A 22,260-nucleotide genomic window follows, 5' to 3' on the forward strand; every position below is an offset into this window, starting at 1 on the left:
GCGGACCGGCGGATCGCTACGAGGAGAGGGCAATGAAAACTTATCTGGCGGAAGTTCTAGGCACATTTCTGTTGGTGTTCATCGGCACTGCGTCGGTGGTGACGGGCGGCTTCGGCGGCGCGCTGCCGCTTGGCCAGGAAGGCATCGGTCTCGCGTTCGGCATCGGCCTCATCGCTGCGGCCTATGCGATCGGTCCGATTTCGGGCGCGCATCTCAACCCGGCGGTGACACTGGGCGTCTTCCTTGCCGGCCGACTGCCGGCCAAGGACGTCATCCCCTACTGGATCGCCCAGATCATCGGCGCCATCCTGGCCTCGCTGGCACTGTGGATCATCGTTTCCGGCCAGACCGGCGGCCACACCGGCGGCTTCGGCGCCAATGGCTGGGACGAGACGAAATGGGGCATGAGTTCGGCCTTCCTGTGGGAGCTGATCGGCACCTTCACCTTCGTCACGGTAATCCTCGGCGTTACCGCCGAAAAACACTCGACGGCGTTTGCCGGTCTGGTGATCGGCCTGACGCTGGCAGGCATTCACTTCGCCATGATCCCGGTCACTGGCACGTCGGTCAATCCGGCCCGCTCCATCGGTCCGGCGCTGTTTACCGGCGGTGCGGCGCTCAGCCAGCTCTGGCTGTTCATCGTCGCGCCGCTGATCGGCGGCGCCATCGCCGGCGTCGTCGCCAAGGCACGCATCTTCGAGAAGGATTGATCTCGAAGCGAAATCAAATGCAAAAAGGCGCGGGCCGTCGCCCGCGCCTTTTTGTTTGTCCTTGAGCCTGGATCAGCCGGTGATGTCGAAGCGGTCGGCGTTCATCACCTTGGTCCATGCCACGACGAAGTCTTTCGTGAACTTCGTCTTTGCATCCGCCGTCGCATAGACTTCGGCCAGCGCGCGCAGCTGCGAGTGCGAGCCGAAGATGAGGTCGGCGCGGGTGCCGGTCCATTTGACTTCGCCGGTCTTGCGGTCACGGCCTTCGAACACGTCCTTGGCATCCGACGTCGCCTTCCATTCCGTGCCCATGTCGAGCAGGTTGACGAAGAAGTCGTTGCTCAGCGTTTCCGGCTGCCTGGTGAAGACGCCATGCTTCGACTGCCCGGCATTGGCGCCGAGAACGCGCAAGCCGCCGACCAGGACAGTCATTTCCGGCGCCGTCAGCGTCAGCAACTGCGCCCGGTCGACAAGGGCTTCCTCGACAGTGAGGCGCTGCTTGCCGCCGACATAATTGCGGAAGCCATCGACGGTCGGCTCCAGCGGCGCGAAGGAATGGATGTCGGTCTGCTCCTGCGAGGCATCCATGCGGCCCGGCCAGAAGGGAACGTCGACGCCGTTGCCGGCAGCCTTCTCGATGCCGGCATTGCCGCCAAGAACGATCAGGTCGGCAAGCGAGACCTTCTTGCCGCCGGTCTGCGCAGCGTTGAAGTCCTTGCGGATCGCCTCGAGCTTGTCGAGCACCTTGGCGAGCTCGGCCGGCTGGTTGACGGCCCAGTCCTTCTGGGGGCTGAGGCGGATGCGCGCGCCATTGGCGCCACCGCGCTTGTCGGAACCACGGAACGTCGAGGCCGATGCCCACGCCGTCGAAACCAGCTGCGACACTGACAGGCCTGAAGCCAGGATCCGGGCCTTGAGGGCCGCCGCATCTTGCTCGTCGATCAGCACATGATCGACCGCCGGGATGACGTCCTGCCAGGGCAGTTCTTCGTTGGGGACCAACGGGCCGAGATAACGTGCGACCGGGCCCATGTCGCGGTGGGTCAGCTTGTACCAGGCGCGGGCGAATGCGTCGGCGAACTGATCCGGGTTTTCGTGGAAGCGCCGCGAGATCGTCTCGTAGGACGGATCAAAGCGCAAGGCGAGGTCGGTGGTCAGCATGGAGGGCGCGTGGCGCTTGGACGAATTGTGCGCGTCCGGCACCGTGCCGGCGCCGGCGCCGCCCTTCGGCGTCCACTGGTGCGCGCCGGCCGGGCTCTTGGTCAATTCCCATTCGAAGCCGAAGAGATTGTCGAAGAAGTTGTTGCTCCACTTCGTCGGCGTCGTTGTCCAGATCACCTCCAGACCGCTGCCGATGGCGTCGCCGCCCTTGCCGGTGCCGAATTTGCTCGCCCAGCCGAGGCCCTGCTGCTCGATATCGGCACCTTCCGGCTCGACGCCGACAAGCGCCGCATCGCCAGCGCCATGGGTCTTGCCGAAGGTGTGGCCACCGGCGATAAGCGCGACGGTTTCCTCGTCGTTCATGGCCATGCGGGCGAAGGTGTCCCTGATGTCGCGCGCCGCGGCCAACGGGTCAGGCTTGCCGTTCGGTCCTTCCGGGTTGACGTAAATCAAACCCATCTGCACGGCGCCAAGGGGGTTTTGCAGGTCACGGTCGCCGCTGTAGCGCTCGTCGGCCAGCCACTTGCCTTCGGGGCCCCAGTAGATGTCCTGCTCGGGTTCCCAGACGTCGGCGCGGCCGCCGGCGAAGCCGAAGGTTTTGAAGCCCATCGATTCCAGCGCGACATTGCCGGTGAGGATCAGAAGGTCGGCCCAGGAGATCTTGCGGCCGTATTTCTGCTTGATCGGCCACAACAGCCGGCGGGCCTTGTCGAGGTTGACGTTATCCGGCCAGCTGTTGAGCGGCGCGAAACGCTGCTGGCCGGCTCCGGCGCCGCCACGGCCGTCGGCGATCCGGTAGGTTCCGGCGCTGTGCCAGGCCATCCGCACGAACAGCGGGCCGTAATGGCCGAAGTCGGCCGGCCACCATTCCTGCGAATCCGTCATCAGCGCATGCAGGTCCTTGATGACGGCGTCGAGGTCGAGGCTCTTGAATTCCTCGGCATAGTCGAACGCCTCGCCCATCGGGTCGGACAGGGACGACTGCTGGTGCAGAATCTGCACGTTCAACTGGTTCGGCCACCAGTCGCGGTTGGTCCGGCCGGCGGATCCATGCGCCACAGGGCATTTGCCCGCGCTGTTGTCGTCGGTTTTCGCGTCCATCTTACTGCTCCGATCTTGCCGAGGTTTGATTTTGCCAAGGTTGATTTTTTGCCAGGATTTTGGGGTCGGCCAGCGACCGCATCAATCTGGAACGATTCCAGACTAGGCCGCATTTGCGATAAAAACAAATTGCCTTTCCTGTTCATTTCGATAGGAATTTCTTATGATTGGATTGACAGTTCGCCAGATGCATTATTTCGACGCGCTAGCGCAGACGCTGCATTTCGGCCGTGCGGCAAAACTGGCCGGTGTCAGCCAGCCGGCGCTGTCCTCGCAGATCGCGGAAATGGAGCAGCGGCTGAACTGCCGGCTGTTCGAACGTGGAGGCAAGTCCGTGCGCATGACCGACGAAGCGATCGCGCTTTTGCCGCGCATCGAGCGCATCCTGGCCGACATACGCGACGTCGAAACCACCGCGCGGCGCGGTCGCACGGCCATGGAGGGGCGCTTCCGGCTGGGCATCATCCCGACCGTCGCGCCCTATCTCCTGCCGCGGGCCCTGCCAGAACTGAAGACGCATTTCCCGGCCTTGCTGCTCGAACTGCGCGAAGCGGTCACGGCTTCTTTGGTCGAGGACATCGCCTCGCGAAAACTCGATGCCTTCATCGCGGCCCTGCCGCTCGATCATCCCGGCCTGGTCACCGAGTCCCTGTTTTCCGACCGGTTCTTCCTCGCCGTGCCGGCAGGCGATCCAGCCTTCGCCTCGCCGCCGGTACCGCCCGAAAGCCCGGCGCTGGAACGACTGATGTTGCTGGAGGAAGGCCATTGCCTGCGCGAACAGGCGCTCGCCGTTTGCGGCAATGTGCGGGCGGTGGCGATGGCAAGCTATGGCGCCACCAGCCTGACCACGCTGTTGCAGATGGTGGCGCACGGGCTTGGCGTCACACTCATTCCGGAAATGGCGACTGGCCCCGCCGGCACCATTCCCGACCTCAAGATCGTGCCGTTCCAGGAGCCGATGCCGCAGCGCATGATCTGCCTTGCCTGGCGGCGCAACAATGCAAGGCATGGGGAGTGCGTGGAACTCGCCAAGATCATCCGCGGGCTGGGTGCGGCGATGCTGGCTGCGTGAAGCCGAGCGTCATAGAACCCGGGACAAAAACTCGCGGGTTCGCGGCGATTTCGGGTTGGCGATCATCTCGCGCGGCGTGCCACGCTCGACGATCACGCCGCCGTCCATGAAGACGAGCTGATCGCCGATCTCACGGGCAAATCCGATCTCGTGGGTGACGACCACCATGGTCATGCCGCTCTCGGCCAGATCGCGCATCACCTGCAGCACTTCGCCGACCAGTTCCGGGTCGAGCGCCGATGTCGGCTCGTCGAACAGCAGGACCTTTGGTTTCATCGCCATGGCGCGCGCGATCGCGACGCGCTGCTGCTGGCCGCCGGACAGTTCGCGCGGATAGCGGTCGACCTTGTCGGCGAGGCTGACGCGCCGCAGCAGCACCTCCGCCTCGGCCCTGGCCTGATCGACGGGGATGCGCCGCACCTGCGTCGGTGCTTCGATCAGGTTCTCCATCACCGTCATGTGCGAGAACAGGTTGAACGACTGGAACAGCATGCCGATCTCGGCCCGGCGCCGGCACAGGAGATCGTCCTTGACCTCGTAAAGCCTGTCGCCCTGGAGGTCGTAGCCGACGAACTGGCTGTCCACCAGAAGGATGCCGCCGCTGAGTTTTTCCAGATGGTTGATGCAGCGCAGGAACGTGCTCTTGCCGGATCCCGACGGGCCGATGATGCAGGCCACCGTCCCCTCTGGCACGTCGAAGTCGACGCCCTTGAGGACCTCAAGCTGGCCATAGGTCTTGCGCACGCCGCGCGCGAACACCATGGAGTCGGCCGGCACGCCGAAGCGGGCGCGATTTTCGGACTTCACATCGCTCATCGGACAACGCCGCGCAGGCTGATCAAGTTGCGCAAGGCGCGCATTGTCAGGGGTTCTCGGCTGACATCGCTGCGGCCGAAATGGTGTTCCAGGAAATGCTGCCCGACAGACATGATGCTGACCACGGCGAGGTACCAGAAGGCGACCACGATCAGGAGCGGGATCGTTTCGAAGGTGCGGGCATAGATGCTTTGCGCGGTATAGAAGAGGTCGTCGACGGCAATGAAGGTCACCAGCGAGGTCATCTTCAACAGGTTGATCGCCTCATTGCCGGTCGGCGGCAGCACGAAGCGCATGGCTTGCGGCAGGGTGATGCGCTTCAGGATCATGCGATAGGGCATGCCGAGCGCGCTCGCCGCTTCCGATTGGCCTGACGGCACCGACTTGATGCCGGCACGGATGATCTCGGCCATGTAACCGGCCTCACACAGCGAAAGGGCGACGACGGCGGAGAAGAACGGCGTCATGAAATCATTGGTGCGCACGGAAAACAGCGTGCCGACGAAAGGCAGAGTGAGCGAAATTTCGCGCACCAGCAGCGACAGGTTGAACCAGAAGATCAGCTGGATCAATGCCGGCACGCCGCGGAAGAACCAGACATAGACGCCGGAAAAGGCGCGCAGCACCGGGCTCGGTGACACCCGCATGATGGCGATGATTGTGCCGACCACGATCGCCAGCAGCATGATGATGACGGTGAGTACCAGCGTGTTGCCGAGGCCGCGCATGATCGAGGGATGGAACAGGTAGCCGGCGGCCGTGCCCCAGGCGAAGGCGGGATTGCTGGCGAAGGCGCGGACGATCAGGAAGGCCAGCAGCAAGGCGAGCGCAGTGCCGATCCAGATGCCATAGCGGCGCTGCGGCACGACGGTCAGCCGTGACACGGCGGCCGCTATGCCCGGCTCGACGCCGGTCTCGGTCGGGTGGGCCACGCCCATCAATGGTCTCCTGATCGCTGGCCGGCGCCTGACCTATGATCAGGCGCCGGGTCATTTCTATTCGGCGCGAAGTGCATCCATGGTGCCGACGAAATAGGGTTCCTTGATCGCGTAGGCGCCCATGCCGTATTTGTCGAGGATAGCCTTGTAGGTGCCGTTCTTGAACAGTTCGGCGAGCGCACCCACCATCATGTCGGCGGTCTCCTTGTCGTCCTTGGCGATCGCCATGCCGAGCGGCGCGACGTCGTAAAGGGTCGGCAGCACCACCAGCTGGCCCTTGCTCGTCACCTCGAAATAGCTCGAAGCGGTCGCATCGTCCATGCGGGCGTCGACACGGTCGGACAGCACGGCCTGGACGATGTCGGTCGAAGAGTTGAACACTGATTTCTCGATGGGCTTCTGGCCCTTGTCTGTGCATTCCTTGGTGAGCTTGTCGACCAGGAAATCGGAAGCGCTGCCGGCCGAGACGCCGATTCGCTTGCCGCAGAGCGGGGTGTCGCCGCTGAAGCTCGGCTTCTTGTCGGGCGATGTCGAGACCGCGAGGCCGGCCTTGAGGAACATGACGAAATCTACCTGCTTCAACCGCTCCGGCGTGGCCGAGAAGGTCTCCCAGGCGATCTTGAAGCGGCCAGCCGCCAGGCCGGGGATCATCGAGGGAAAGGGCGTGCGCTGCACGTCGAGCTTGGCGTCGACGAGCTTGGCAACCTCGCCGGCCAGTTCGATGATGATGCCGGTCTGCTTGCCGTCGGCGTCGAGATATTCGAACGGCGCGTAGTCCAGCGTATTGGCGACGGCGAGCGTTCCGCTTTGCTTGACGTCGGTGGATTTCGCAACCTCGGCGGCTCGCGAAATGCCGCTCCAGGCCATGGTGGATATCGCCAGCGCAAGGCCGGTCATTCGCAGATATGCATTCATTGCTGTTCCCCTTTCTTTTGCTTGTTTGCCGTCAGGCGCCGGCCGCTTCCGCCGCCTTCTTCTTGCGATAGTGGTAGTTCTTGTCGATGCGCTCCATCAGATAGTCGCCGTAGAGCACCGGCCCGTATTTCGGCTGGGTGCCCGCCGGCACGCAGACCGGCAGCGCTTCGATCATTTCGTCCATGGACGGATCGAAGAAGAAAGGCTGCGAATAGCGTTCGCGTCCCGACCGGTTGATGACCCGGTGCGGCGTCGAGACGAACTGATCGTTCGACCAGCGCGCCAGTATATCGCCGACATTCATGACGAAGGAGTCCGGAACCGGCGGCGCCGGAACCCAGTCGCCAGCCTTGTTCTTGACTTCCAGGCCGCCGACATTGTCCTGCGCCAGCAAGGTGATGAAACCATAGTCGGTGTGCGGCGCCGAGCCGAAGAGCCCTTCTTCCTGGGGCTGTGTCGGATAGTGCAACAGCCGCAGGAAGGTCGTCGGCTGCTCGAAATAGCGGTCGAGACTGTCGGAGGGCAGTCCGAGCGAGAGCGCGATGGCGCGGACCATCTTGCGGGCGAGCGTGCCCATCTCCTGAACGTAGTGCTCGATCGTTTCCCTGAAGCCGGCAAGGGCAGCCTCATCCGGCCACTGGTTGGGGCCCTGCAAGGGTTTTTCGGCCAGGGCGCGGGGATCGTCGGCGCCGACCTCGTGCATGAAGAAGATCGATTCGCTCTGGTTGGGCTTGCTGACGGTGGCCACGGACGAGGTCACGATGGTCGAGCCGGCAAAGGGCAGGAAGCCGCGGAAATTCTTGTCGATCTTGAGCTTCGCCTTTTCTTCCTCGGGCAGGGCAAAGAAGCGCCTGGAGGCTTCGCGGACGGCTTCGACATCGGCGCGCGGAATGGGATGGCCGGTCACGTAGAGGAAGCCGATCGTCTCGAGATAGCGGCGCAGCGTCGCCGCCGTTGCCCGGATCGCGCCCTCATCGTCGCCATAGAGCGCCGAAACGTCGAGGATCGGAATTTCGGAAAAATCGCCGCGCTCTTGTCCATCCATTTTCGAACACCCTGTCTTGAACATAAGATACAGTACTGTATTTCTACACATCCGAACGGCCTCATCAATAGGCTTTCGATCGCAAAAGGAAGAGCGCTGAACCATGGCACCACGCAAGATCATCATCGACACCGATCCGGGCCAGGACGACGCCTTCGCCATCCTTTTCGCGCTGGGGTCTCCGGCCGAACTCGACGTGATCGGCATCACCACGGTCGGCGGCAATGTGCCGCTTGCCCTGACATCGAAGAATGCGCTGAAGGTGGTGGAGCTTGCCGGGCGGCCTGATGTGCCCGTCTATGCGGGTTGCCCGGCGCCGATGGTACGCAAGCTCATCACGGCCGAGTATGTCCATGGCGAGACCGGCCTCGACGGCGCCGACCTTCCGGAACCGGTGACGCCGCTGCAGAGCGAACACGCCGTCAACTACATGGTGCGCGCCATCATGGATGCGCCGGAGGGCGAGTTGACCGTCTGCACGCTCGGGCCGATGACCAATCTGGCCATGGCCATGACCATGGAGCCGAGGATCGTGCCCCGCCTGCGCGAAGTCGTGCTGATGGGCGGCGGCTTCTTCCAGGGGGGCAACGCCACGCCTGCCGCGGAGTTCAACATCTTCGTCGACCCGCATGCGGCGCACAAGGTGTTCGACAGCGGCGTGCCGGTGACCATGGCGGGCATAGACTGCACCTACACCGCGCTGATGACGCCGGAGTGGCTCGACCGGCTGCGCGCCACTGGCAGGCGCGCCGCGGTCGAGGCCGCCAATCTGGCCGATTTCTTTCGCCAGTACGGCACGCACAAATTCGAAACGCCGGCGCGTCCCATCCACGACGCCTGCGTCACCGGCTATCTCCTGGCGCCGCAGATCTATGAGCAGCGCCAGTGCGCGGTGACGGTCGACATCGTCTCGCCGGAGACGATCGGCATGACCGTCGTCGACTGGTGGCATGTGACCGGCCGTGCCAAGAACTGCAATGTCTTGCGCCGGATCGATCCGGCGCCGTTCTTCGAGCTCATGCTGGAACGGATCAGCGCCTTGCCGTGAGCTCTATCTCCTTGTTTTTACGCAATTCCCCCGGCAGAGCACGACGCGCTTATGCCGGGAAAACCGTTACACACTTTTTCAGGAATTGCTCTAACCTCGGAAGCTTGATGAGTCGCGAAGCGCGGCGGAGCCGGCAAACCGATTGCAGGCGCTGCGCATGGCGATGAAGGTCTCGACCAGATGAAAGCGGACAGCGCCCCGGCCAAAGCCAAGAGATCGCCCAAAGCAGCCTCGCACCCGAAAGCTTCACGGCAGACACTCAGCCGCGAGAGCTGGATTGCAGCGGCGCGCAAGGTGCTGGAAAAACGTGGCATCGCCGAGGTCAAGATCGACCGCATGGCGCAGCAGTTCAAGGTGACGCGCGGCTCCTTCTACTTCCACTTCACCAGCCTGGCCGACCTTCGCGACGGCCTGCTGCAGGAATGGCGCAACATCAACTGCGCGCCATTCTGGGCCATGCGCGACATGCACGACATCGACGGCCTGCAGTTCTTCACCGACATCGTGCATGTCTGGGTCGATGAAGCGCCGTTCAGCCCGCTGCTCGATCTCGCCGTACGCGACTGGTCGCGAACGTCGAAGAAGCTGGCGCGGGAGGTCAAGGACATGGACGATCTGCGCATCGCGCTGTTGATCCGCTCCTTCCGCGCCATGGGCTATCCCGAGGACGAAAGCCTGGTCCGGGCGCGCATCACCTATTTCCACCAGATCGGCCAGTACACTTTGTCCTTCAAGGAGGATCCGGCGGTACGCCGGAGCTACCAGCCGCTGTTCGGAGAGGTGCTGCTCGGGCCGCTGGTGCAAGAGCCGGGTTCAGCACCACGGCCGAGCGAAAGCCGGGGTGGGCGGCGGTAGCGAGGGGCGTAGAGCGATAGCGAGCCGCGGTGCGCCCCTTGACCTTCAGATGATTTAGGAAGCAGTCGCTTCCTCCGCAGGGAAGCGGCTCGGGTTCTGATGTGGACGCAGCAGAAAATAGAACGCGGCGATGTGCGTGATCATCAGCAACGGCACGTAGATGACGGGGATCACGTAGGCGGCGCCAAACAACCCTGCATGGGCGGGAAGGTCGGCCTGGATGGCAAGGTAATAGTCGACGACCAGGTCGACTGTCCCAATGATGTTGAAGGCGACGACGAACGGCCAGAAGAGCTGGCGTATCCGCGCCGCGAGCAGCGCCAGCATGGCCAGCACGCCTGTCGCGAAGTCGCCATAGGCGGCAAAGGTGGCAAAGCTGGCTGGCAGGTCTGGGCTGACGACGCCTGGAAGGATGAAGACGAGGCCGAAGAAGCGGAAGCTGTGCAGCGTAGCGATGGCGCGCTGCGCCGCGCCGCGGTCCATCGATCCGAGCCAGGGCCAGATGTACGCGCGCAAGCAAAGCAGCCATGCGACATAGCCCAGAACGAGATGAGTCTGGAAAAGGATTTCCGTCGACATTGCGGTCTCCTGTCAGCTGTTGGTCGACGCGGCCTCGAATACCGCGGTCAGAATGCCGAGCCGGCCTTCCATGAGATTTCGCCCCAAATTGGCTGCAAGCTCGGCAAAGTCCGGTCCCATCACCACGCCGAGATTCGGCGAAGGCGGCGGACCTGACGCACGCAACTGCGCGAACCAGGCCTTGGCGACCCCTGTGTCGTCGTGCCATGCCAGAGCGCGGAAGCCTGCCTGTTCGATCGCTTTGCGCGTCTCGTCGATTGTCAAGAGAAAGCTCGTCGCCGGTGTTCGCGCCCAGGGAAGCGGGTAGTGCGGCTGGCCGCTGCTCGACACGACGTCGAAGGTTGCGAACCTGCCGCCTGACTTCAGCACGCGCCGAATCTCCCCGTAGAGCCGCGCCCGGTCGGAGATGTTCATCGCCACATGCTGCAGCAGCACGATGTCGAAACGGCCATCATCGAATGGAAGCTCCAAGGCGCTGGCGGTCTGGAAGGACAATTGCCCGCTCTGTCCCGTGCGCTCGGTCAGATAGCGCGCGGCATCCACGAAAGGCTCGCTGAGGTCGACGCCGGCAACCCGGCAGCCATAGGTCGCAGCCAGAAAGCGCGCTGGCCCGCCGATGCCCGAGCCGACGTCCAGAACCGACATGCCCGCGGTGATGTCAGCCAATTGGGCAAGCTCGGCGGTCGCCGCTAGCCCACGGGTGTGAAATTGGTCGAGGGTGCCTAATTGCTGGGGCGTGAGAAGCTGATCCTCGGGGCCAACGGCAGCTAATACCGTCCTCAACCGCTCGGTCAGGCCGGTGGCGCGATAGTGGTCGCGCACGCCATCAAGTTCATCGGTCATGGCAAGATGTCTCCTTGGTTCGTCTCCCTAGTTAGGCCCGCTTCCATCGTTCGACTATCCGGTATAATCGTAACAAGCCATGAAGCAGAACTACACAGTCCGGCACGGAGCGCTGGAGGGGGTCGAGGTGTTCCTGGCTGTCGCCAGGCGCCGCAACTTCCGCCGCGCCGCCGCCGATCTCGGCGTGACGCCGTCGGCCGTGAGCCAGGCGGTGCGTGCGTTGGAAGCGCGGCTCGGTGCGGCGCTGTTCGTCCGCACGACGCGCAGCGTCGGTCTGACCGAGGCCGGTCAGCGGTTCCTCGATCGTGCCGGCCCTGCCTTCGAGGAAATCGTCGCCGCCGGCGAGGCCGCGCGTGATGTCGGTCAACGGCCGACGGGCCTGCTGCGCCTGTCCGTCCCGCGCGCCGTCGTGCCGTTGATCCTGGAGCCGATGATCGCCTCGTTCTGCCGCGCCTATCCCGAGATCGAACTGGAGATCGCCGCCAGCGACGAGATGGTCGATCTGGCGACCGGCGGGTTCGATGCCGGCATACGCCTCGGCCAGTTCATCGCACCGGACATGATCGCCGTGCGGCTCACTCCGGCGTTCTCGTTCGTGGTCGTCGGCAGCCCTGACTATCTCGACCGCCACGGGCGCCCTGAGCGCGTGGAGGATTTGCGCCACCACGCATGCCTGCGCTTGCGCCGCTCGAACGGCGCCATCGCGCCCTGGTCCTTCGTCGACGGCAACGGAACGATCGAGGCGACAGTCTCAGGCCCGCTGATCGCGCATGACTATCCGACATTGCTGGGGGCCGCGTTGCAGGGCGTAGGGCTGGCGCAAATCCCTCGACCGGTCGCCGAAGGTCCGATCGCCGCGGGAAAACTCAGGCCGGTGCTGGAAGGCATCTCCGCGACGACGCCGGGCGTCTTCCTCTATCATCCCGGCAAGCGCCAGATCCTGCCGAAGCTGCGCGCCTTCATCGACCACCTCAAATCGGCAGTCTGAGTTAGCGAAGTATGCCTCCCTTGGCGCTTCGCTTGCACTAAAGCGTTCATGGTATAAATATCAGAAATATATACGTAAAAAATACTACAAGATGAACGATTCCAGTCAGGAATGTTGTTCTTTCCGTGCTGAAGCTCACATTGCATATGAAAAGTGCCAGCACCAAAAGAACCGTGTCAGCGGCCGGCAATCCCAGGGTCAGTCCTCTCCCCGTCAGCAGGCTGGCGGCCGCGACTCCCGGTATGGTCAGGCCGATCGTGGCGCAAGCCGAACCCATCGCGACATTCAAGCCGCGCTGCAACTCGTTGTTGAGTGAAGCGCGCACGGCCGAAATGGCCTCCGGCATCAAAACCAGCCCCGCGATCATTGCCCCCACGATGCTGTCAGCTTGGGTTACCTGGTAGGCAACGAGCGAATCTTCGACGCTTGCCGCGACCTGCTCGGCAAGCATGACAATTCCGATCAGCCCGGCCAATAGCAGCAGAGCGCTGGCAGAGACGTTCTCGTGAGGGGCAGCGTGCACCGAAACGTCGTGTGGTTGTCCCTGGATAAAGTCTTCCCGGTGCCGGACGGTCTGCGCGAACACGAAGCTTGCGTAGAGCAGCAGTGAAAGGACGCTGACGAAGCTAAGTTGGGCTGCGGAAAACGTGCCGGGATCCGTGGTCTGGGTGTAGGTCGGCAGAATAAGCGTCATGACGGTCAGCGCGATCAGAACCGCCAGATAGGCACTGGTCCCTTGCCGCACGATGACCTGCTTGCGATGACGCCAGCCGCCAAGCGCCAGACACGTGCCGACAACGCCTGTGGATGTGATCATCACCGTCGAGAAAACGGACTCCCGTGCCAGCGTCGGGTTGTTTTCTCCATGCAGCATCATGGAAACAATGATCGACACTTCGATTGCCGTGACGGCAAACGTCAGCACCAGCGTGCCGTACGGCTCCCCTACCCGCCGAGCTACCGCCTCGGCGTGGTCGAGCACCACGAAAATAGTGACAAACATGATCGCGCTCGACAGCGCACCGACAAGGATCCTTGCATTCAGCGAACCCTGGTCCACCGACAGCCCGCTGGCTCTGACCGCGACAGCCATCGCGAGCGCGGCGAGGGGCATCGCGTAGGAAATCGCCGATCGTCCCAAACCGCTCATCCAAGCCCCTGTGCGTCTCTGCGAACCTGGCTGCATTCGCGCACCGACAGATCGAAGCGCTCACCCCTTCAAGCCGTCTTCTGCGCCACCAGCCCGAGCTCTTCCACCATCGCCTGGCGCATCAAAAACTTCTGCGGCTTGCCAGTCACCGTCATCGGCAATTCCGTGCGGAAGCGGATGTAGCGCGGGATCTTGTAGTGGGCGATCTGGCCGGCGCAGAAGTTCCTGATCTCTTGCTCGGTGGCGATCTGGCCGGGTTTCAGCACGATCCAGGCGCACAGCTCCTCGCCATACTTCTGGTCGGGAATGCCGAACACCTGCACCTCCCTGACCTTGGGATGGCGATAGAGAAACTCCTCGACTTCCCTGGGATAGACGTTCTCGCCGCCGCGGATGACCATGTCCTTGACCCGGCCGACGATGTTGCAATAGCCCTCGGCATCGATGGTGGCGAGGTCGCCTGTGTGCATCCAGCCGTCGCTGTCGATCGCCTCGCGGGTCTTTTCCAGATCGTCCCAATAACCCTTCATCACCGAATAGCCGCGCGTGCAGAGTTCGCCCGGCGCGCCAACGGCGACGGTGGCGCCATCGGCATCGACCGCCTTGACCTCGACATGCGGATGGATGCGCCCAACCGTCGAGACGCGCTTTTCCAGCGGATCGTCGACGCCGCTCTGGAAGGAGACCGGGCTGGTTTCGGTCATGCCGTAGGCGATGGTCACCTCCGACATATGCATCAGCGACACCACCTTCTTCATCACCTCGATCGGGCATGGCGACCCGGCCATGATGCCGGTGCGCAGGCTGGAGAGATCGAAGGTCGCGAAATCGGCATGGTCGAGCATGCCGACGAACATGGTCGGCACGCCGTAGAGGCCGGTACAGCGCTCCTGCGCCACCGCCTTCAGCGTTGCGCCGGGATCGAAACCTTCGCCCGGGAAAACCATCGTCGCGCCCTTCGACACGCAGCCCATCGTGCCCATCGACATGCCGAAGCAATGGTAGAGCGGCACCGGAATGCATAGCCGGTCGTCGACGGTGAGCTTGATTGCCGAGGTGACGAAATTGCCGTTGTTGACGATGTTGTGGTGCGTCAGCGTCGCGCCTTTCGGCGCGCCCGTCGTGCCGGAAGTGAACTGGATGTTGATGGCATCGTTCGGCTTCAGCCCCTCGGAAAGCCGGTCGAGACTGTCATGCTCGTCGCGGCCGGCCATGGCCAGCACATCGCCGAAATTGAACATGCCCGGCGAACTGTCCTCACCCATGCGGATGACGATCTTCAGATCAGGCAATTTTTGCGCCTTCAGCTTGCCCGGCGTGGCATTGGCGATCTCCGGCGCCAGCGTCTCGATCATCCCGAGATAGTCCGAAGTCTTGAAGCTGGCGGCGGTGACCAGCGCCTTGCAGCCGACCTTGTTCAGCGCATAGTCGAGCTCGGTCAGCCGATAGGCCGGGTTGATGTTGACCAGGATCAGGCCGATGCGAGCGGTGGCGAATTGCGTCACCAGCCACTCCCAGCGGTTGGGCGACCAGATGCCGACGCGATCGCCCTTTTCGAGGCCGAGCGCCAGGAACCCGGCGGCGAGCGCATCCACAGTGTCCGACAGTTCGCTCCAGGTGAAGCGCTTGTCCTGGCCGACGAAGACGGCGGCATCTTGCGTGGCGTATTTGCTGGCCGTTTCGGAAAACAGTGCCGGAATCGTCTTGTCGAGCAGTAGCACCTTGCGCTCGCCCGAGACATGCGCCCGGCCATCGACAGGCGCGATAAAGACGCTGCCGGTGCGCGCGCCGCGTCCGCGAAGGTTGCTGTCGAGATTGACCGGCATCGCTGTCTCCTCCCAGGACGCCCGAGCCTATCAGCCTGCCGGGGCGGTGGAAATCCCGCCGATGGTAGCGCAGGCTGCTCCGCTGGAGGGCGGCACCGCTATCCGGTCGCCGCCGCCATTTTTGCAGCGATGTCGCGCAAGACGGCTTCATCGCCCGGGATACGCGCCTTCTTCGATGCAACCAGACAGGCCTGCGATTTCAACACGACGCCGTCGCCCAGCACCTTGAGGTGGTTGGCGCGCAGCGTCGAACCCGACGACGTGATGTCGACGATGACGTCGGCAAGCCCGGCGGCCGGCGCGCCTTCGGTGGCGCCCAGGCTTTCGACGATGCGATAGACCTGGATGCCGTGCTTCTGCGAGAAGAACTGCTGCGTCAGCCGCCAGTATTTGGTGGCGATCCGCAGCCGCCTGCCATGGCGCTGGCGGAAATCGGCGGCAACGTCGTCGAGGTCGGCCATGGTGTCGACATCGAACCAGATCTCGGGCACCGCCACCACGACATCGGCATGACCGAAGCCGAGACGGGCGACAATCTCGGCGCGGACCTCCCAATCGGCGAGATTCTCGCGCACCAGGTCCTCGCCGGTGATGCCGAGATCGACAGCGCCCTGGCCGATCTCGCCCGCTATTTCGGAAGCCGACAGGAAGACGACCTCGACATTGTCCAGGCCCTCGACGCGAGCATGATATTTGCGCTCATCACTGGGCAGGCTGATGGCGAGGCCGGCCTTGGCCAGCACCTCCAGGGCCTGCTCCTTCAACCGGCCCTTCGACGGGATCGCCAGCGTGATCATGGTGCCGTCTCCCGCAATGCCTCGATGCGGTCGAGCCAGACGGAAAAGCCGACGCCGGGAATGGCGGTCTTGGCGCCAAGCAGCGTCAACAGCCGGTCGTAGCGGCCGCCACCGGCCAAGGGACGCTCGCCACCCTGCGCCGCGATCTCGAAGACCACGCCGGTGTAGTAGTCGAGCGGTCGACCGAAGGCAGCATCATAACGGATTTGTCCCGCCGGCAAGCCATGTGCCTCGATCGCGCCGGCGCGGGCCGTAAATTTCTCCAGCGCCGCGCCCAGCGATAAGCCGGCGCCGGCGGCGAAGGTCTCCAGCGCCCGCGCCGCGCCATCGAGCGGCACGTCGATGGCGAGGAAGTTCTTCAATGCCGCAAAAGCCTCGTTCGACAGCCGCACGCTGCGCAATTCGGCTTTCTCTATCAACCGCCGCGCAATGTCGGATGGCGAGCGGCCAGCGGATGCCGACAGGCCGGCTTCTTCCATGCCACTGGCGATATGGGTGGCAAGGCCCTCGACATCACCGTCAAGCACAAGGGTGGCGACTTCGCCGGAAAGCTGGCCGTTGCGCGGCGGGTTGGCGAGGTCGGCGAGTGCCGCCTCGAGCATCGGCGCCGAGCCGAAGGCGCGGGCCAGGCGCATGCGCCAACCGCGCGGCAGGCCAAGCGCGGCGAGCACGGCTTCGAAAATGGTCTGGTCGCCGAGCGTGATCGCCAGGGACTGGCCAGGCAGCACCAGCGACAGCAGCGCGTGCGCATCGACGACGGAGCGGGCATCGGCTTGCGCGGTATCGCGGTCGCCGAGATCCTCGATGCCGGCCTGGAAGAATTCATTGCCGCCTTCGCGGCGTTGGCGAAACACCTCGCCCAGATAGGAATAGCGGCGTGGCGTGCCGGCCTGGCTGGCAATATGGTCGAGGCAGACGGGAATGGTGAATTCCGGCCGCAGGCACAATGTCTGCCCTGTCTCGCTCTCGGTGAGAAAAATGCGGCGGCGCAGATCCTCCCCGGCCATGTCGAGGAACGGGTCGGCCGGCTGCAGGATGGCGACCTCGACCGCATGCGTGTCGCGGGTGGCGAAGAGGCTGGTGATGGCGGCTGAGATGGCGGGGAAACGGGAAGTCACTGGCCGCGCTCTTATTTCGCGCGGTCAGCAGCCTGCGCCGCCAAAATCTTCTTCACTTCGGCGACCAGTTCACCTTCCGCCACCGTCACCTGCGCCGGCCTCGCCGCCCGCCATTCGGCGTTGTCGGTGATTTCGGCCGACATGCGCGCGCCCTCGATCAAATCCTTGATCTGCAGTTCGCCCTTGGCGCGCTCGTCGCCGCCCTGGATGATTGCGACGGGGCATCCGCGCCGGTCGGCATATTTGAGCTGCGCCTTCATGCCGGCGCCGCCAAGGTACATTTCGGAGCGGATGCCGGCGGCACGCAGCTCCGCCACCATCTTCTGGTAGCGGCCGAGGCTTTCCGTATCCTTGTCCATGACCAGCACGACGACTGGCGCGATCACATCGGCGCTGTCGAGCTTGCCGAGATTCTTCAGCGCGGTCATCAACCTGGAGACGCCGATGGAAAAACCCGTCGCCGGTACAGGCTCACCCCGGAAGCGCGAGACCAGACCGTCATAACGGCCGCCGCCGCCGACCGAACCGAAGCGCACGATCTGGCCGTCCTCATTGGGGATTTCGGCCAGCAACTCGGCCTCGAGGACCGGGCCGGTGTAGTATTCGAGACCGCGCACCACGGAGCGGTCCATAATGATGCGGTCTTCGGCATATCCGGCGGCCCGGACCAGGGCTTCGATTGTCGCGAGTTCGCTGACGCCTTCCTGATAGGTGGCGTTCGAACTGACCATGGCATCCTGGCCGGCCTGTGCGTTTCTCGCCGTTGCCTGAAGAACCGCCTCAGCCTGCCCATTGTTCAGCCCGGCGCCCTTGGCGAAATCGCCCTCGCCTTCCTTGCCGCCATCCCAGCGCCCCGGGCCAAGCAGAAGCTTCACGCCTTCCGGCCCGAGCTTGTCCAGCTTGTCGATGGCGCGCAGCACGGTCAGCCGGCGGCCGGCATTTTCGTCGCCGCCAAGGCCGATCGCCTCCAGCACTCCGTCGAGCACCTTGCGATTGTTGACGCGGATGACATAGTCGCCACGCTTGATGCCGAGCGCTTCCATGACGTCGGCCATCATCATCGCCATCTCTGCATCGGCGGCGACGCCCGGCGTGCCGATCGTGTCGGCGTCGAACTGCATGAACTGACGGAAGCGGCCGGGGCCGGGCTTCTCGTTGCGGAACACCCAGCCGGAGCGGTAGCTACGATAGGGTTTTGGCAGGCGCTCGTAATTCTCGGCGACGAAGCGCGCCGTCGGCGCGGTCAGGTCGTAACGCAGCGACAGCCATTGCTCGTCGTCGTCCTGGAACGAGAAGACGCCTTCATTCGGCCGGTCCTGGTCGGGCAGGAATTTGCCCAGCGCATCGGTGTATTCGATCAGCGGCTGGTCGGCCGGTTCGAAACCATAGAGCTCATAGACCGAACGGATCGTCGCCATCATCTTCTCGACGGCGCGGATGTCCTCGGCGCTGCGGTCGGCAAAACCGCGCGGCAACCGCGCTTTCGTCTTTTCCGATTTGTCGGCCATGAGATGAGCACCCGGTGTTTCGTGGCGCTGCGTGGATGGAAAATTTCCCATTCCGCAGCGCGCGTTTCCTAACCGATGCAGCCGGGAGCGGCAAGGGTCGGCACCTCGCACCACGCCCGGTGCAAACAGCCCAACTCGAACCTCCCTGAAACAGAAACGCACCGAAAATGAAACAATCCCGCCATGAGCGCGGCATCGTGCCGACACAATCGCGGCCGACATAGCGCACGACATGAAGGGTTCGGGACATGACCAGCGCAGTGAAATTCCATGCCGATGGCGATGCCGGCGAATTGCCAGCGCGCCTGCGTCCGGCCGGCCCCCATGCTCCGAAAATGATGGGCCAGGCTGCCGGGCCGTTCGATGTCCCTGATGACGCCGGCAAGGGGCCTTCCCTGCGCGACGCATTGGTCACCGGCCTGCTGGTGATCTATCCGACGGTGGCGACGGTGGTGGCGATCGTCGCCGGACTCTTCCTGGCCAGCGTCAACGGCACCTGAAACTGACGGCTTCGGCGGGTTCCATATTTCCTGATCGGGGGATTGAGCATGCGACTGGGCTACGCATACGCGCTTGGCTGCGCATTGTTACTCGGGGCTGCCGATCCGGCCAGTGCAGGCGGCTGCAAAGCGGGCGATGCGGGCCTCGCCGGCCACTACTACCTGCGTGGCGTCATGGAGGTCGGTTCCGAATTGCTGCTCAGGAAGGACGGCAGCTTCGAGTTCATGCTGGCCTACGGCGCCAACGACCAGTACGGCAAGGGCTGCTGGGTGAAGAAGGGATCGACAGTCGAGGTCATTCCAGCCGGGCGCAGTTCGGCATCTACCCACCACACACCCGACGACAGCAGCTTCAGCGGATTGGTGCTGAGCATTTCCGGCCGCAGCTTGGTGTGGGACATCAACGGCAGCGGGCACAAGGGCCGCTTTGAGAGGTAGGGCAACGCGAGCATTTGAAACTTCGCGCCGCCGTTAATCCGCCTGCCGGCACCTTTTCCCCGTGAGCGGGAGAAGGAAGCTACTTCGGCCGCTTGAAAGCCTTGCGTTCCTTCTCGACCTCCTTGCGGCAAGCACAACCTTCGAGATGGTCATTCACCAATCCCATGGCCTGCATGAAAGCGTAGACCGTGGTCGGGCCGACAAAGCTCCAGCCACGCTTCTTCAATTCCTTCGATATCCGCACCGAGACCGCCGTGGTCGGGTTGGCGCGCAGATGGGCGAGGTCGACAATCTCCGGCCGCTCGTCCTTGCCGGGTTCGAACTTCCAGAACCAGGCGGCGAGCGAGCCGAATTCGTCGGCCATCTCGCGGGCGCGCTTGGCGTTGTTGATGGTCGAGACGATCTTGCCGCGATGGCGGATGATGCCGGCATTGCCGAGCAGACGCTCGACATCCTCGTCGGTGAAGGCGGCGACCTTGTCGAAATCGAAGCCGGCGAAGGCTTCGCGAAAATTCTCGCGTTTGCGCAGGATGGTCAGCCACGACAGGCCCGACTGGAAACCCTCGAGGCAGATCTTTTCGAACAGCCTGCGGTCGTCGGCCATCGGCCGGCCCCATTCATGGTCGTGATAGTGCAGATAGTCGGGCAGATTGCCGTGCCAGAAGCAGCGCGCGACACCGTCGGGACCGGCAAGCAGGCCGCTGTTTTCATTGCTCATTGCGAAAATCCATCCGTTAACGCGCTTTTGCGCTGCATTTACTGCGGCTTTACCAGATTCCTGAACGCGGTGGTAACCACACCAAAAGGTTTACTGACAAAGCCGCATTTTACGCATTCCGATTCATTTTTCGGTTGCTGCTTGCGCGCCAATGATCGCTGGACCGGGGAGCGTTTCAACCCTGGTTGTATCAGACGATCAAGGTGCGTTCCGATGAAGAGAGTCTTGTTTTCCGTGCTCGGCGCCGTGGCTGTGTTCGCCGCCGTCACACCCTCGGCCGCCGGCGACCGCTATGCCGACAGGCCGCCGGTGATGGTGAGCCCCGATCTTTCCGCCCCCTGGGTACTGCAGCTTGGCCGGGCGCCAGGCATCGTGCGGCAGAATCGCCAGGTCGTGCAGCAGCAGCCGCGCCTGCGCGCTGCGCAACCCGATCGGGTGCAGACGGCGACCGTGCAGGCGCCGGCCAAGCGCATGGTCATGCGCCCGCAGATCAACCCGATCTACCTGCCGCAGGAAGTCGCCTATGACGGCCCGCAGAAGCCGGGCACGATCGTCATCGACACCACGCAGAATTTCCTCTTCCTGGTCGAGAAGAACGGCAAGGCGCGGCGCTACGGCGTCGGCACCGGCAAGCCGGGCTTCGAATGGTCGGGCACGCACAAGATCACCAACAAGCGCGAGTGGCCAGACTGGCGCCCGCCGGCGGAAATGATCAAGCGCGAAGCCGCCAAGGGCCGCTATCTGCCGACCTATCTGGCCGGCGGCATGGAAAATCCGCTCGGCGCCCGTGCGCTCTATCTCGGCACGACCGAATACCGGATCCACGGCACCAACCAGCCGTGGACGATCGGTGGCGCGGTGTCGTCAGGCTGCATCCGCATGCGCAACGAGGACGTGGTTGACCTTTACGAGAGGGTCAATGTCGGAACCACCGTCGAGGTGATATAATAACTGTGACGAATCAGCTGATCGGGGAGCACGTCGTTTCCCGAAGTCGGAAGAAATAACGGGGGACGGGCCGTATGGGGATACGGTCGGTCAGGAAGGGCAGCACGGGAAACCGCGCTGCCCTTTCCTTTTGATCTGCGACCGGCGTCAGCGACATGGCCCGCGTCGTTGCGTCGCGCTGCGGCATAGCGGTTCGCTTTCATGCTGCCATTTTCGATGGTCTTTTGCTATGTCGGCGCCATCAAGATGAAAGAGCCCAGCCATGTCCCCGTCCCATGACAGCCGCTACCTGAAGGGCGGCCCGGTTGCCCAGCGCATCATCGCCGCCGTGCGCGAGGATGCGGCCATCGCCAAGGCCGAGGGGTTTGCGCCCAAGCTGATCTCGATCACCGTCGGCGACACCGATGCCGTCGATGTCTATGTGCGCAACCAGCGCGCCAAGGCCGAGCTTGCCGGCATCGATTTCGAGGAACGGCGTTTTCCCGCCACCATCACGTCGGGTGAACTGGAAGCGGCCATCCACGGCCTGAACGCCGATCCGCGCGTTACCGGCATCATCATCCAGCGGCCGGTTCCGGCCCATATTCCAGTCAAGACATTGCAGGCGGCGGTGCATCCGCTCAAGGATGTCGAGGGCATGCACCCGGCCTCGATCGGCAACATCGTCTACAACCAGCTTGACCTGGCGCCCTGCACGGCGGCTGCGTCCGTGGAACTGCTCAGGGAAACCGGCCTCGACCTCAAGGGGCTGGAGGTCGTCATCGTCGGCCATTCCGAAATCGTCGGCAAGCCGATCGCCTTTCTGCTGATGAGCGAGGGCGCGACGGTGACGGTGTGCCATCACATGACACGGTCGGTCGCGGCCCATGCGCGGCGCGCCGATGCGCTGTTCGTCGCGGTGGGCAAGCCGCGGCTGATCAAGGCCGACATGGTGAAGCCCGGAGCCGCCGTCATCGACATCGGCATCAATTCCGAGATCGGACCGGACGGCACAAGCCGCATCGTCGGCGACGTCGACACCGAAAGCGTGCGCGAGGTCGCCTCCTGGATCACCCCGGTGCCGGGTGGCGTCGGCCCGATCACCGTGGCGATCCTGCTGCGCAACACCATGGTGGCGCTCAGCCGCCAGCGCGCGCTCTATGAAGCCACCTACGGCACGGCGGACAGGCTCGCGGCGGAGTAAGCG

General features: G+C 63.7%; 22 protein-coding genes. 9 read left to right on the forward strand and 13 right to left on the reverse strand.

What is annotated here, in order from left to right; translation table 11 throughout:
* Positions 1 to 32: 32 nt before the first annotated feature.
* The gene (locus tag EB233_RS27435) at positions 33 to 710 is read left to right on the forward strand and encodes an MIP family channel protein (RefSeq protein WP_064989240.1); all 678 of its coding nucleotides are present in this window, start codon (positions 33 to 35) and stop codon (positions 708 to 710) included.
* 72 nt (positions 711 to 782) lie between these two features.
* Here the strand turns inward: EB233_RS27435 and katG are convergent, their stop codons facing one another.
* Complete coding sequence (gene katG, locus EB233_RS27440; RefSeq protein ID WP_064989239.1) at positions 783 to 2,972, reverse strand: catalase/peroxidase HPI; 2,190 nt, start codon at positions 2,970 to 2,972, stop codon at positions 783 to 785.
* Positions 2,973 to 3,135: 163 nt separating this feature from the next.
* Between katG and EB233_RS27445 the strand changes: the two genes are divergently transcribed.
* Positions 3,136 to 4,044: a hydrogen peroxide-inducible genes activator gene (locus EB233_RS27445; RefSeq protein WP_064989238.1), complete on the forward strand. Its 909-nt coding sequence runs from the start codon at positions 3,136 to 3,138 to the stop codon at positions 4,042 to 4,044.
* Between the two features lie 9 nt (positions 4,045 to 4,053).
* On the opposite strand, the gene EB233_RS27450 is transcribed toward EB233_RS27445, so the two are convergent.
* From EB233_RS27450 to EB233_RS27465, 4 genes are read right to left on the reverse strand one after another with little or no spacing between them, the layout of a single operon-like run.
* Positions 4,054 to 4,860, reverse strand: a complete 807-nt coding sequence (locus tag EB233_RS27450) for an amino acid ABC transporter ATP-binding protein (RefSeq protein WP_064989237.1) — start codon at positions 4,858 to 4,860, stop codon at positions 4,054 to 4,056.
* A complete protein-coding gene (locus tag EB233_RS27455; protein WP_064989236.1) occupies positions 4,857 to 5,798 on the reverse strand; it encodes an amino acid ABC transporter permease in 942 nt (313 codons plus the stop codon). Before EB233_RS27455 ends, EB233_RS27450 begins: the two co-directional genes overlap by 4 nt.
* 57 nt (positions 5,799 to 5,855) lie before the next feature.
* Positions 5,856 to 6,713, reverse strand: coding sequence for an ABC transporter substrate-binding protein (locus tag EB233_RS27460; RefSeq protein WP_064989235.1), 858 nt, complete (start codon positions 6,711 to 6,713; stop codon positions 5,856 to 5,858).
* Between the two features lie 31 nt (positions 6,714 to 6,744).
* Positions 6,745 to 7,758 carry an isopenicillin N synthase family dioxygenase gene (locus EB233_RS27465; protein WP_064989234.1) on the reverse strand — a complete coding sequence of 338 codons (1,014 nt, stop codon included), beginning with the start codon at positions 7,756 to 7,758 and terminating at the stop codon, positions 6,745 to 6,747.
* A 103-nt stretch (positions 7,759 to 7,861) separates the two neighbouring features.
* On the opposite strand from EB233_RS27465, the gene EB233_RS27470 reads away from it, so the two are divergent.
* Entirely contained in the window at positions 7,862 to 8,806 is a 945-nt protein-coding gene (locus tag EB233_RS27470) for a nucleoside hydrolase (protein ID WP_064989233.1), read from the forward strand.
* A gap of 180 nt (positions 8,807 to 8,986) precedes the next feature.
* Positions 8,987 to 9,661: a TetR/AcrR family transcriptional regulator gene (locus EB233_RS27475; RefSeq protein WP_064989232.1), complete on the forward strand. Its 675-nt coding sequence runs from the start codon at positions 8,987 to 8,989 to the stop codon at positions 9,659 to 9,661.
* 54 nt (positions 9,662 to 9,715) lie between these two features.
* Here the strand turns inward: EB233_RS27475 and EB233_RS27480 are convergent, their stop codons facing one another.
* Complete coding sequence (locus EB233_RS27480) at positions 9,716 to 10,240, reverse strand: hypothetical protein (protein ID WP_027056172.1); 525 nt, start codon at positions 10,238 to 10,240, stop codon at positions 9,716 to 9,718.
* Positions 10,241 to 10,252: 12 nt separating this feature from the next.
* A complete protein-coding gene (locus tag EB233_RS27485) occupies positions 10,253 to 11,083 on the reverse strand; it encodes a class I SAM-dependent methyltransferase (protein WP_064989231.1) in 831 nt (276 codons plus the stop codon).
* A gap of 79 nt (positions 11,084 to 11,162) precedes the next feature.
* Between EB233_RS27485 and EB233_RS27490 the strand changes: the two genes are divergently transcribed.
* Positions 11,163 to 12,071, forward strand: coding sequence for a LysR substrate-binding domain-containing protein (locus EB233_RS27490; RefSeq protein WP_064989230.1), 909 nt, complete (start codon positions 11,163 to 11,165; stop codon positions 12,069 to 12,071).
* Between the two features lie 46 nt (positions 12,072 to 12,117).
* Here EB233_RS27490 and EB233_RS27495 read toward each other — a convergent pair whose 3' ends face one another.
* The 5 genes from EB233_RS27495 to hisS form a co-directional block, all read right to left on the reverse strand.
* Positions 12,118 to 13,221, reverse strand: coding sequence for a calcium:cation antiporter (locus EB233_RS27495; protein ID WP_064989229.1), 1,104 nt, complete (start codon positions 13,219 to 13,221; stop codon positions 12,118 to 12,120).
* Between the two features lie 68 nt (positions 13,222 to 13,289).
* On the reverse strand, positions 13,290 to 15,047 hold the full coding sequence (locus EB233_RS27500; protein ID WP_064989228.1) for an AMP-binding protein: 1,758 nt from the start codon (positions 15,045 to 15,047) through the stop codon (positions 13,290 to 13,292).
* Between the two features lie 98 nt (positions 15,048 to 15,145).
* On the reverse strand, positions 15,146 to 15,844 hold the full coding sequence (hisG, locus tag EB233_RS27505; protein ID WP_064989227.1) for an ATP phosphoribosyltransferase: 699 nt from the start codon (positions 15,842 to 15,844) through the stop codon (positions 15,146 to 15,148).
* Complete coding sequence (locus EB233_RS27510) at positions 15,841 to 16,962, reverse strand: ATP phosphoribosyltransferase regulatory subunit (RefSeq protein WP_064989226.1); 1,122 nt, start codon at positions 16,960 to 16,962, stop codon at positions 15,841 to 15,843. Before EB233_RS27510 ends, hisG begins: the two co-directional genes overlap by 4 nt.
* An 11-nt stretch (positions 16,963 to 16,973) precedes the next feature.
* Entirely contained in the window at positions 16,974 to 18,470 is a 1,497-nt protein-coding gene (hisS, locus tag EB233_RS27515; RefSeq protein ID WP_064989225.1) for a histidine--tRNA ligase, read from the reverse strand.
* 248 nt (positions 18,471 to 18,718) lie between these two features.
* Between hisS and EB233_RS27520 the strand changes: the two genes are divergently transcribed.
* Together EB233_RS27520 and EB233_RS27525 are read left to right on the forward strand one after the other, a co-directional pair.
* On the forward strand, positions 18,719 to 18,970 hold the full coding sequence (locus EB233_RS27520) for a hypothetical protein (RefSeq protein ID WP_064989224.1): 252 nt from the start codon (positions 18,719 to 18,721) through the stop codon (positions 18,968 to 18,970).
* 48 nt (positions 18,971 to 19,018) lie between these two features.
* The gene (locus EB233_RS27525; RefSeq protein WP_064989223.1) at positions 19,019 to 19,408 is read left to right on the forward strand and encodes a hypothetical protein; all 390 of its coding nucleotides are present in this window, start codon (positions 19,019 to 19,021) and stop codon (positions 19,406 to 19,408) included.
* Positions 19,409 to 19,487: 79 nt separating this feature from the next.
* On the opposite strand, the gene EB233_RS27530 is transcribed toward EB233_RS27525, so the two are convergent.
* Positions 19,488 to 20,126 (reverse strand): DNA-3-methyladenine glycosylase I, encoded by a 639-nt coding sequence (locus EB233_RS27530; protein WP_064989222.1) that lies wholly within the window; start codon positions 20,124 to 20,126, stop codon positions 19,488 to 19,490.
* A 213-nt stretch (positions 20,127 to 20,339) separates the two neighbouring features.
* Between EB233_RS27530 and EB233_RS27535 the strand changes: the two genes are divergently transcribed.
* Together EB233_RS27535 and EB233_RS27540 are read left to right on the forward strand one after the other, a co-directional pair.
* Positions 20,340 to 21,074 (forward strand): L,D-transpeptidase, encoded by a 735-nt coding sequence (locus EB233_RS27535; protein WP_064989221.1) that lies wholly within the window; start codon positions 20,340 to 20,342, stop codon positions 21,072 to 21,074.
* 262 nt (positions 21,075 to 21,336) lie between these two features.
* Positions 21,337 to 22,257 carry a bifunctional 5,10-methylenetetrahydrofolate dehydrogenase/5,10-methenyltetrahydrofolate cyclohydrolase gene (locus tag EB233_RS27540; RefSeq protein WP_064989220.1) on the forward strand — a complete coding sequence of 307 codons (921 nt, stop codon included), beginning with the start codon at positions 21,337 to 21,339 and terminating at the stop codon, positions 22,255 to 22,257.
* The last annotated feature ends 3 nt before the right edge of the window (positions 22,258 to 22,260 follow it).

This window comes from Mesorhizobium erdmanii, from assembly GCF_013170725.1.
GTDB lineage: Bacteria > Pseudomonadota > Alphaproteobacteria > Rhizobiales > Rhizobiaceae > Mesorhizobium > Mesorhizobium erdmanii.

Bases quoted from the DNA above. Each gene is read 5' to 3' on its own strand.
- EB233_RS27435 (WP_064989240.1), top strand. From the start codon at position 33: ATGAAAACTTATCTGGCGGAAGTTCTAGGCACATTTCTGTTGGTGTTC.
- EB233_RS27455 (WP_064989236.1), bottom strand. From the start codon at position 5,798: ATGGGCGTGGCCCACCCGACCGAGACCGGCGTCGAGCCGGGCATAGCG.
- EB233_RS27530 (WP_064989222.1), bottom strand. From the start codon at position 20,126: ATGAGCAATGAAAACAGCGGCCTGCTTGCCGGTCCCGACGGTGTCGCG.
- EB233_RS27525 (WP_064989223.1), top strand. From the start codon at position 19,019: ATGCGACTGGGCTACGCATACGCGCTTGGCTGCGCATTGTTACTCGGG.
- EB233_RS27470 (WP_064989233.1), top strand. From the start codon at position 7,862: ATGGCACCACGCAAGATCATCATCGACACCGATCCGGGCCAGGACGAC.
- EB233_RS27460 (WP_064989235.1), bottom strand. From the start codon at position 6,713: ATGAATGCATATCTGCGAATGACCGGCCTTGCGCTGGCGATATCCACC.
- EB233_RS27465 (WP_064989234.1), bottom strand. From the start codon at position 7,758: ATGGATGGACAAGAGCGCGGCGATTTTTCCGAAATTCCGATCCTCGAC.
- EB233_RS27540 (WP_064989220.1), top strand. From the start codon at position 21,337: ATGTCCCCGTCCCATGACAGCCGCTACCTGAAGGGCGGCCCGGTTGCC.
- katG (WP_064989239.1), bottom strand. From the start codon at position 2,972: ATGGACGCGAAAACCGACGACAACAGCGCGGGCAAATGCCCTGTGGCG.
- EB233_RS27495 (WP_064989229.1), bottom strand. From the start codon at position 13,221: ATGAGCGGTTTGGGACGATCGGCGATTTCCTACGCGATGCCCCTCGCC.
- EB233_RS27445 (WP_064989238.1), top strand. From the start codon at position 3,136: ATGATTGGATTGACAGTTCGCCAGATGCATTATTTCGACGCGCTAGCG.
- EB233_RS27480 (WP_027056172.1), bottom strand. From the start codon at position 10,240: ATGTCGACGGAAATCCTTTTCCAGACTCATCTCGTTCTGGGCTATGTC.
- EB233_RS27535 (WP_064989221.1), top strand. From the start codon at position 20,340: ATGAAGAGAGTCTTGTTTTCCGTGCTCGGCGCCGTGGCTGTGTTCGCC.
- EB233_RS27520 (WP_064989224.1), top strand. From the start codon at position 18,719: ATGACCAGCGCAGTGAAATTCCATGCCGATGGCGATGCCGGCGAATTG.
- EB233_RS27475 (WP_064989232.1), top strand. From the start codon at position 8,987: ATGAAAGCGGACAGCGCCCCGGCCAAAGCCAAGAGATCGCCCAAAGCA.
- hisG (WP_064989227.1), bottom strand. From the start codon at position 15,844: ATGATCACGCTGGCGATCCCGTCGAAGGGCCGGTTGAAGGAGCAGGCC.
- EB233_RS27490 (WP_064989230.1), top strand. From the start codon at position 11,163: ATGAAGCAGAACTACACAGTCCGGCACGGAGCGCTGGAGGGGGTCGAG.
- EB233_RS27450 (WP_064989237.1), bottom strand. From the start codon at position 4,860: ATGAGCGATGTGAAGTCCGAAAATCGCGCCCGCTTCGGCGTGCCGGCC.
- EB233_RS27485 (WP_064989231.1), bottom strand. From the start codon at position 11,083: ATGACCGATGAACTTGATGGCGTGCGCGACCACTATCGCGCCACCGGC.
- EB233_RS27500 (WP_064989228.1), bottom strand. From the start codon at position 15,047: ATGCCGGTCAATCTCGACAGCAACCTTCGCGGACGCGGCGCGCGCACC.
- hisS (WP_064989225.1), bottom strand. From the start codon at position 18,470: ATGGCCGACAAATCGGAAAAGACGAAAGCGCGGTTGCCGCGCGGTTTT.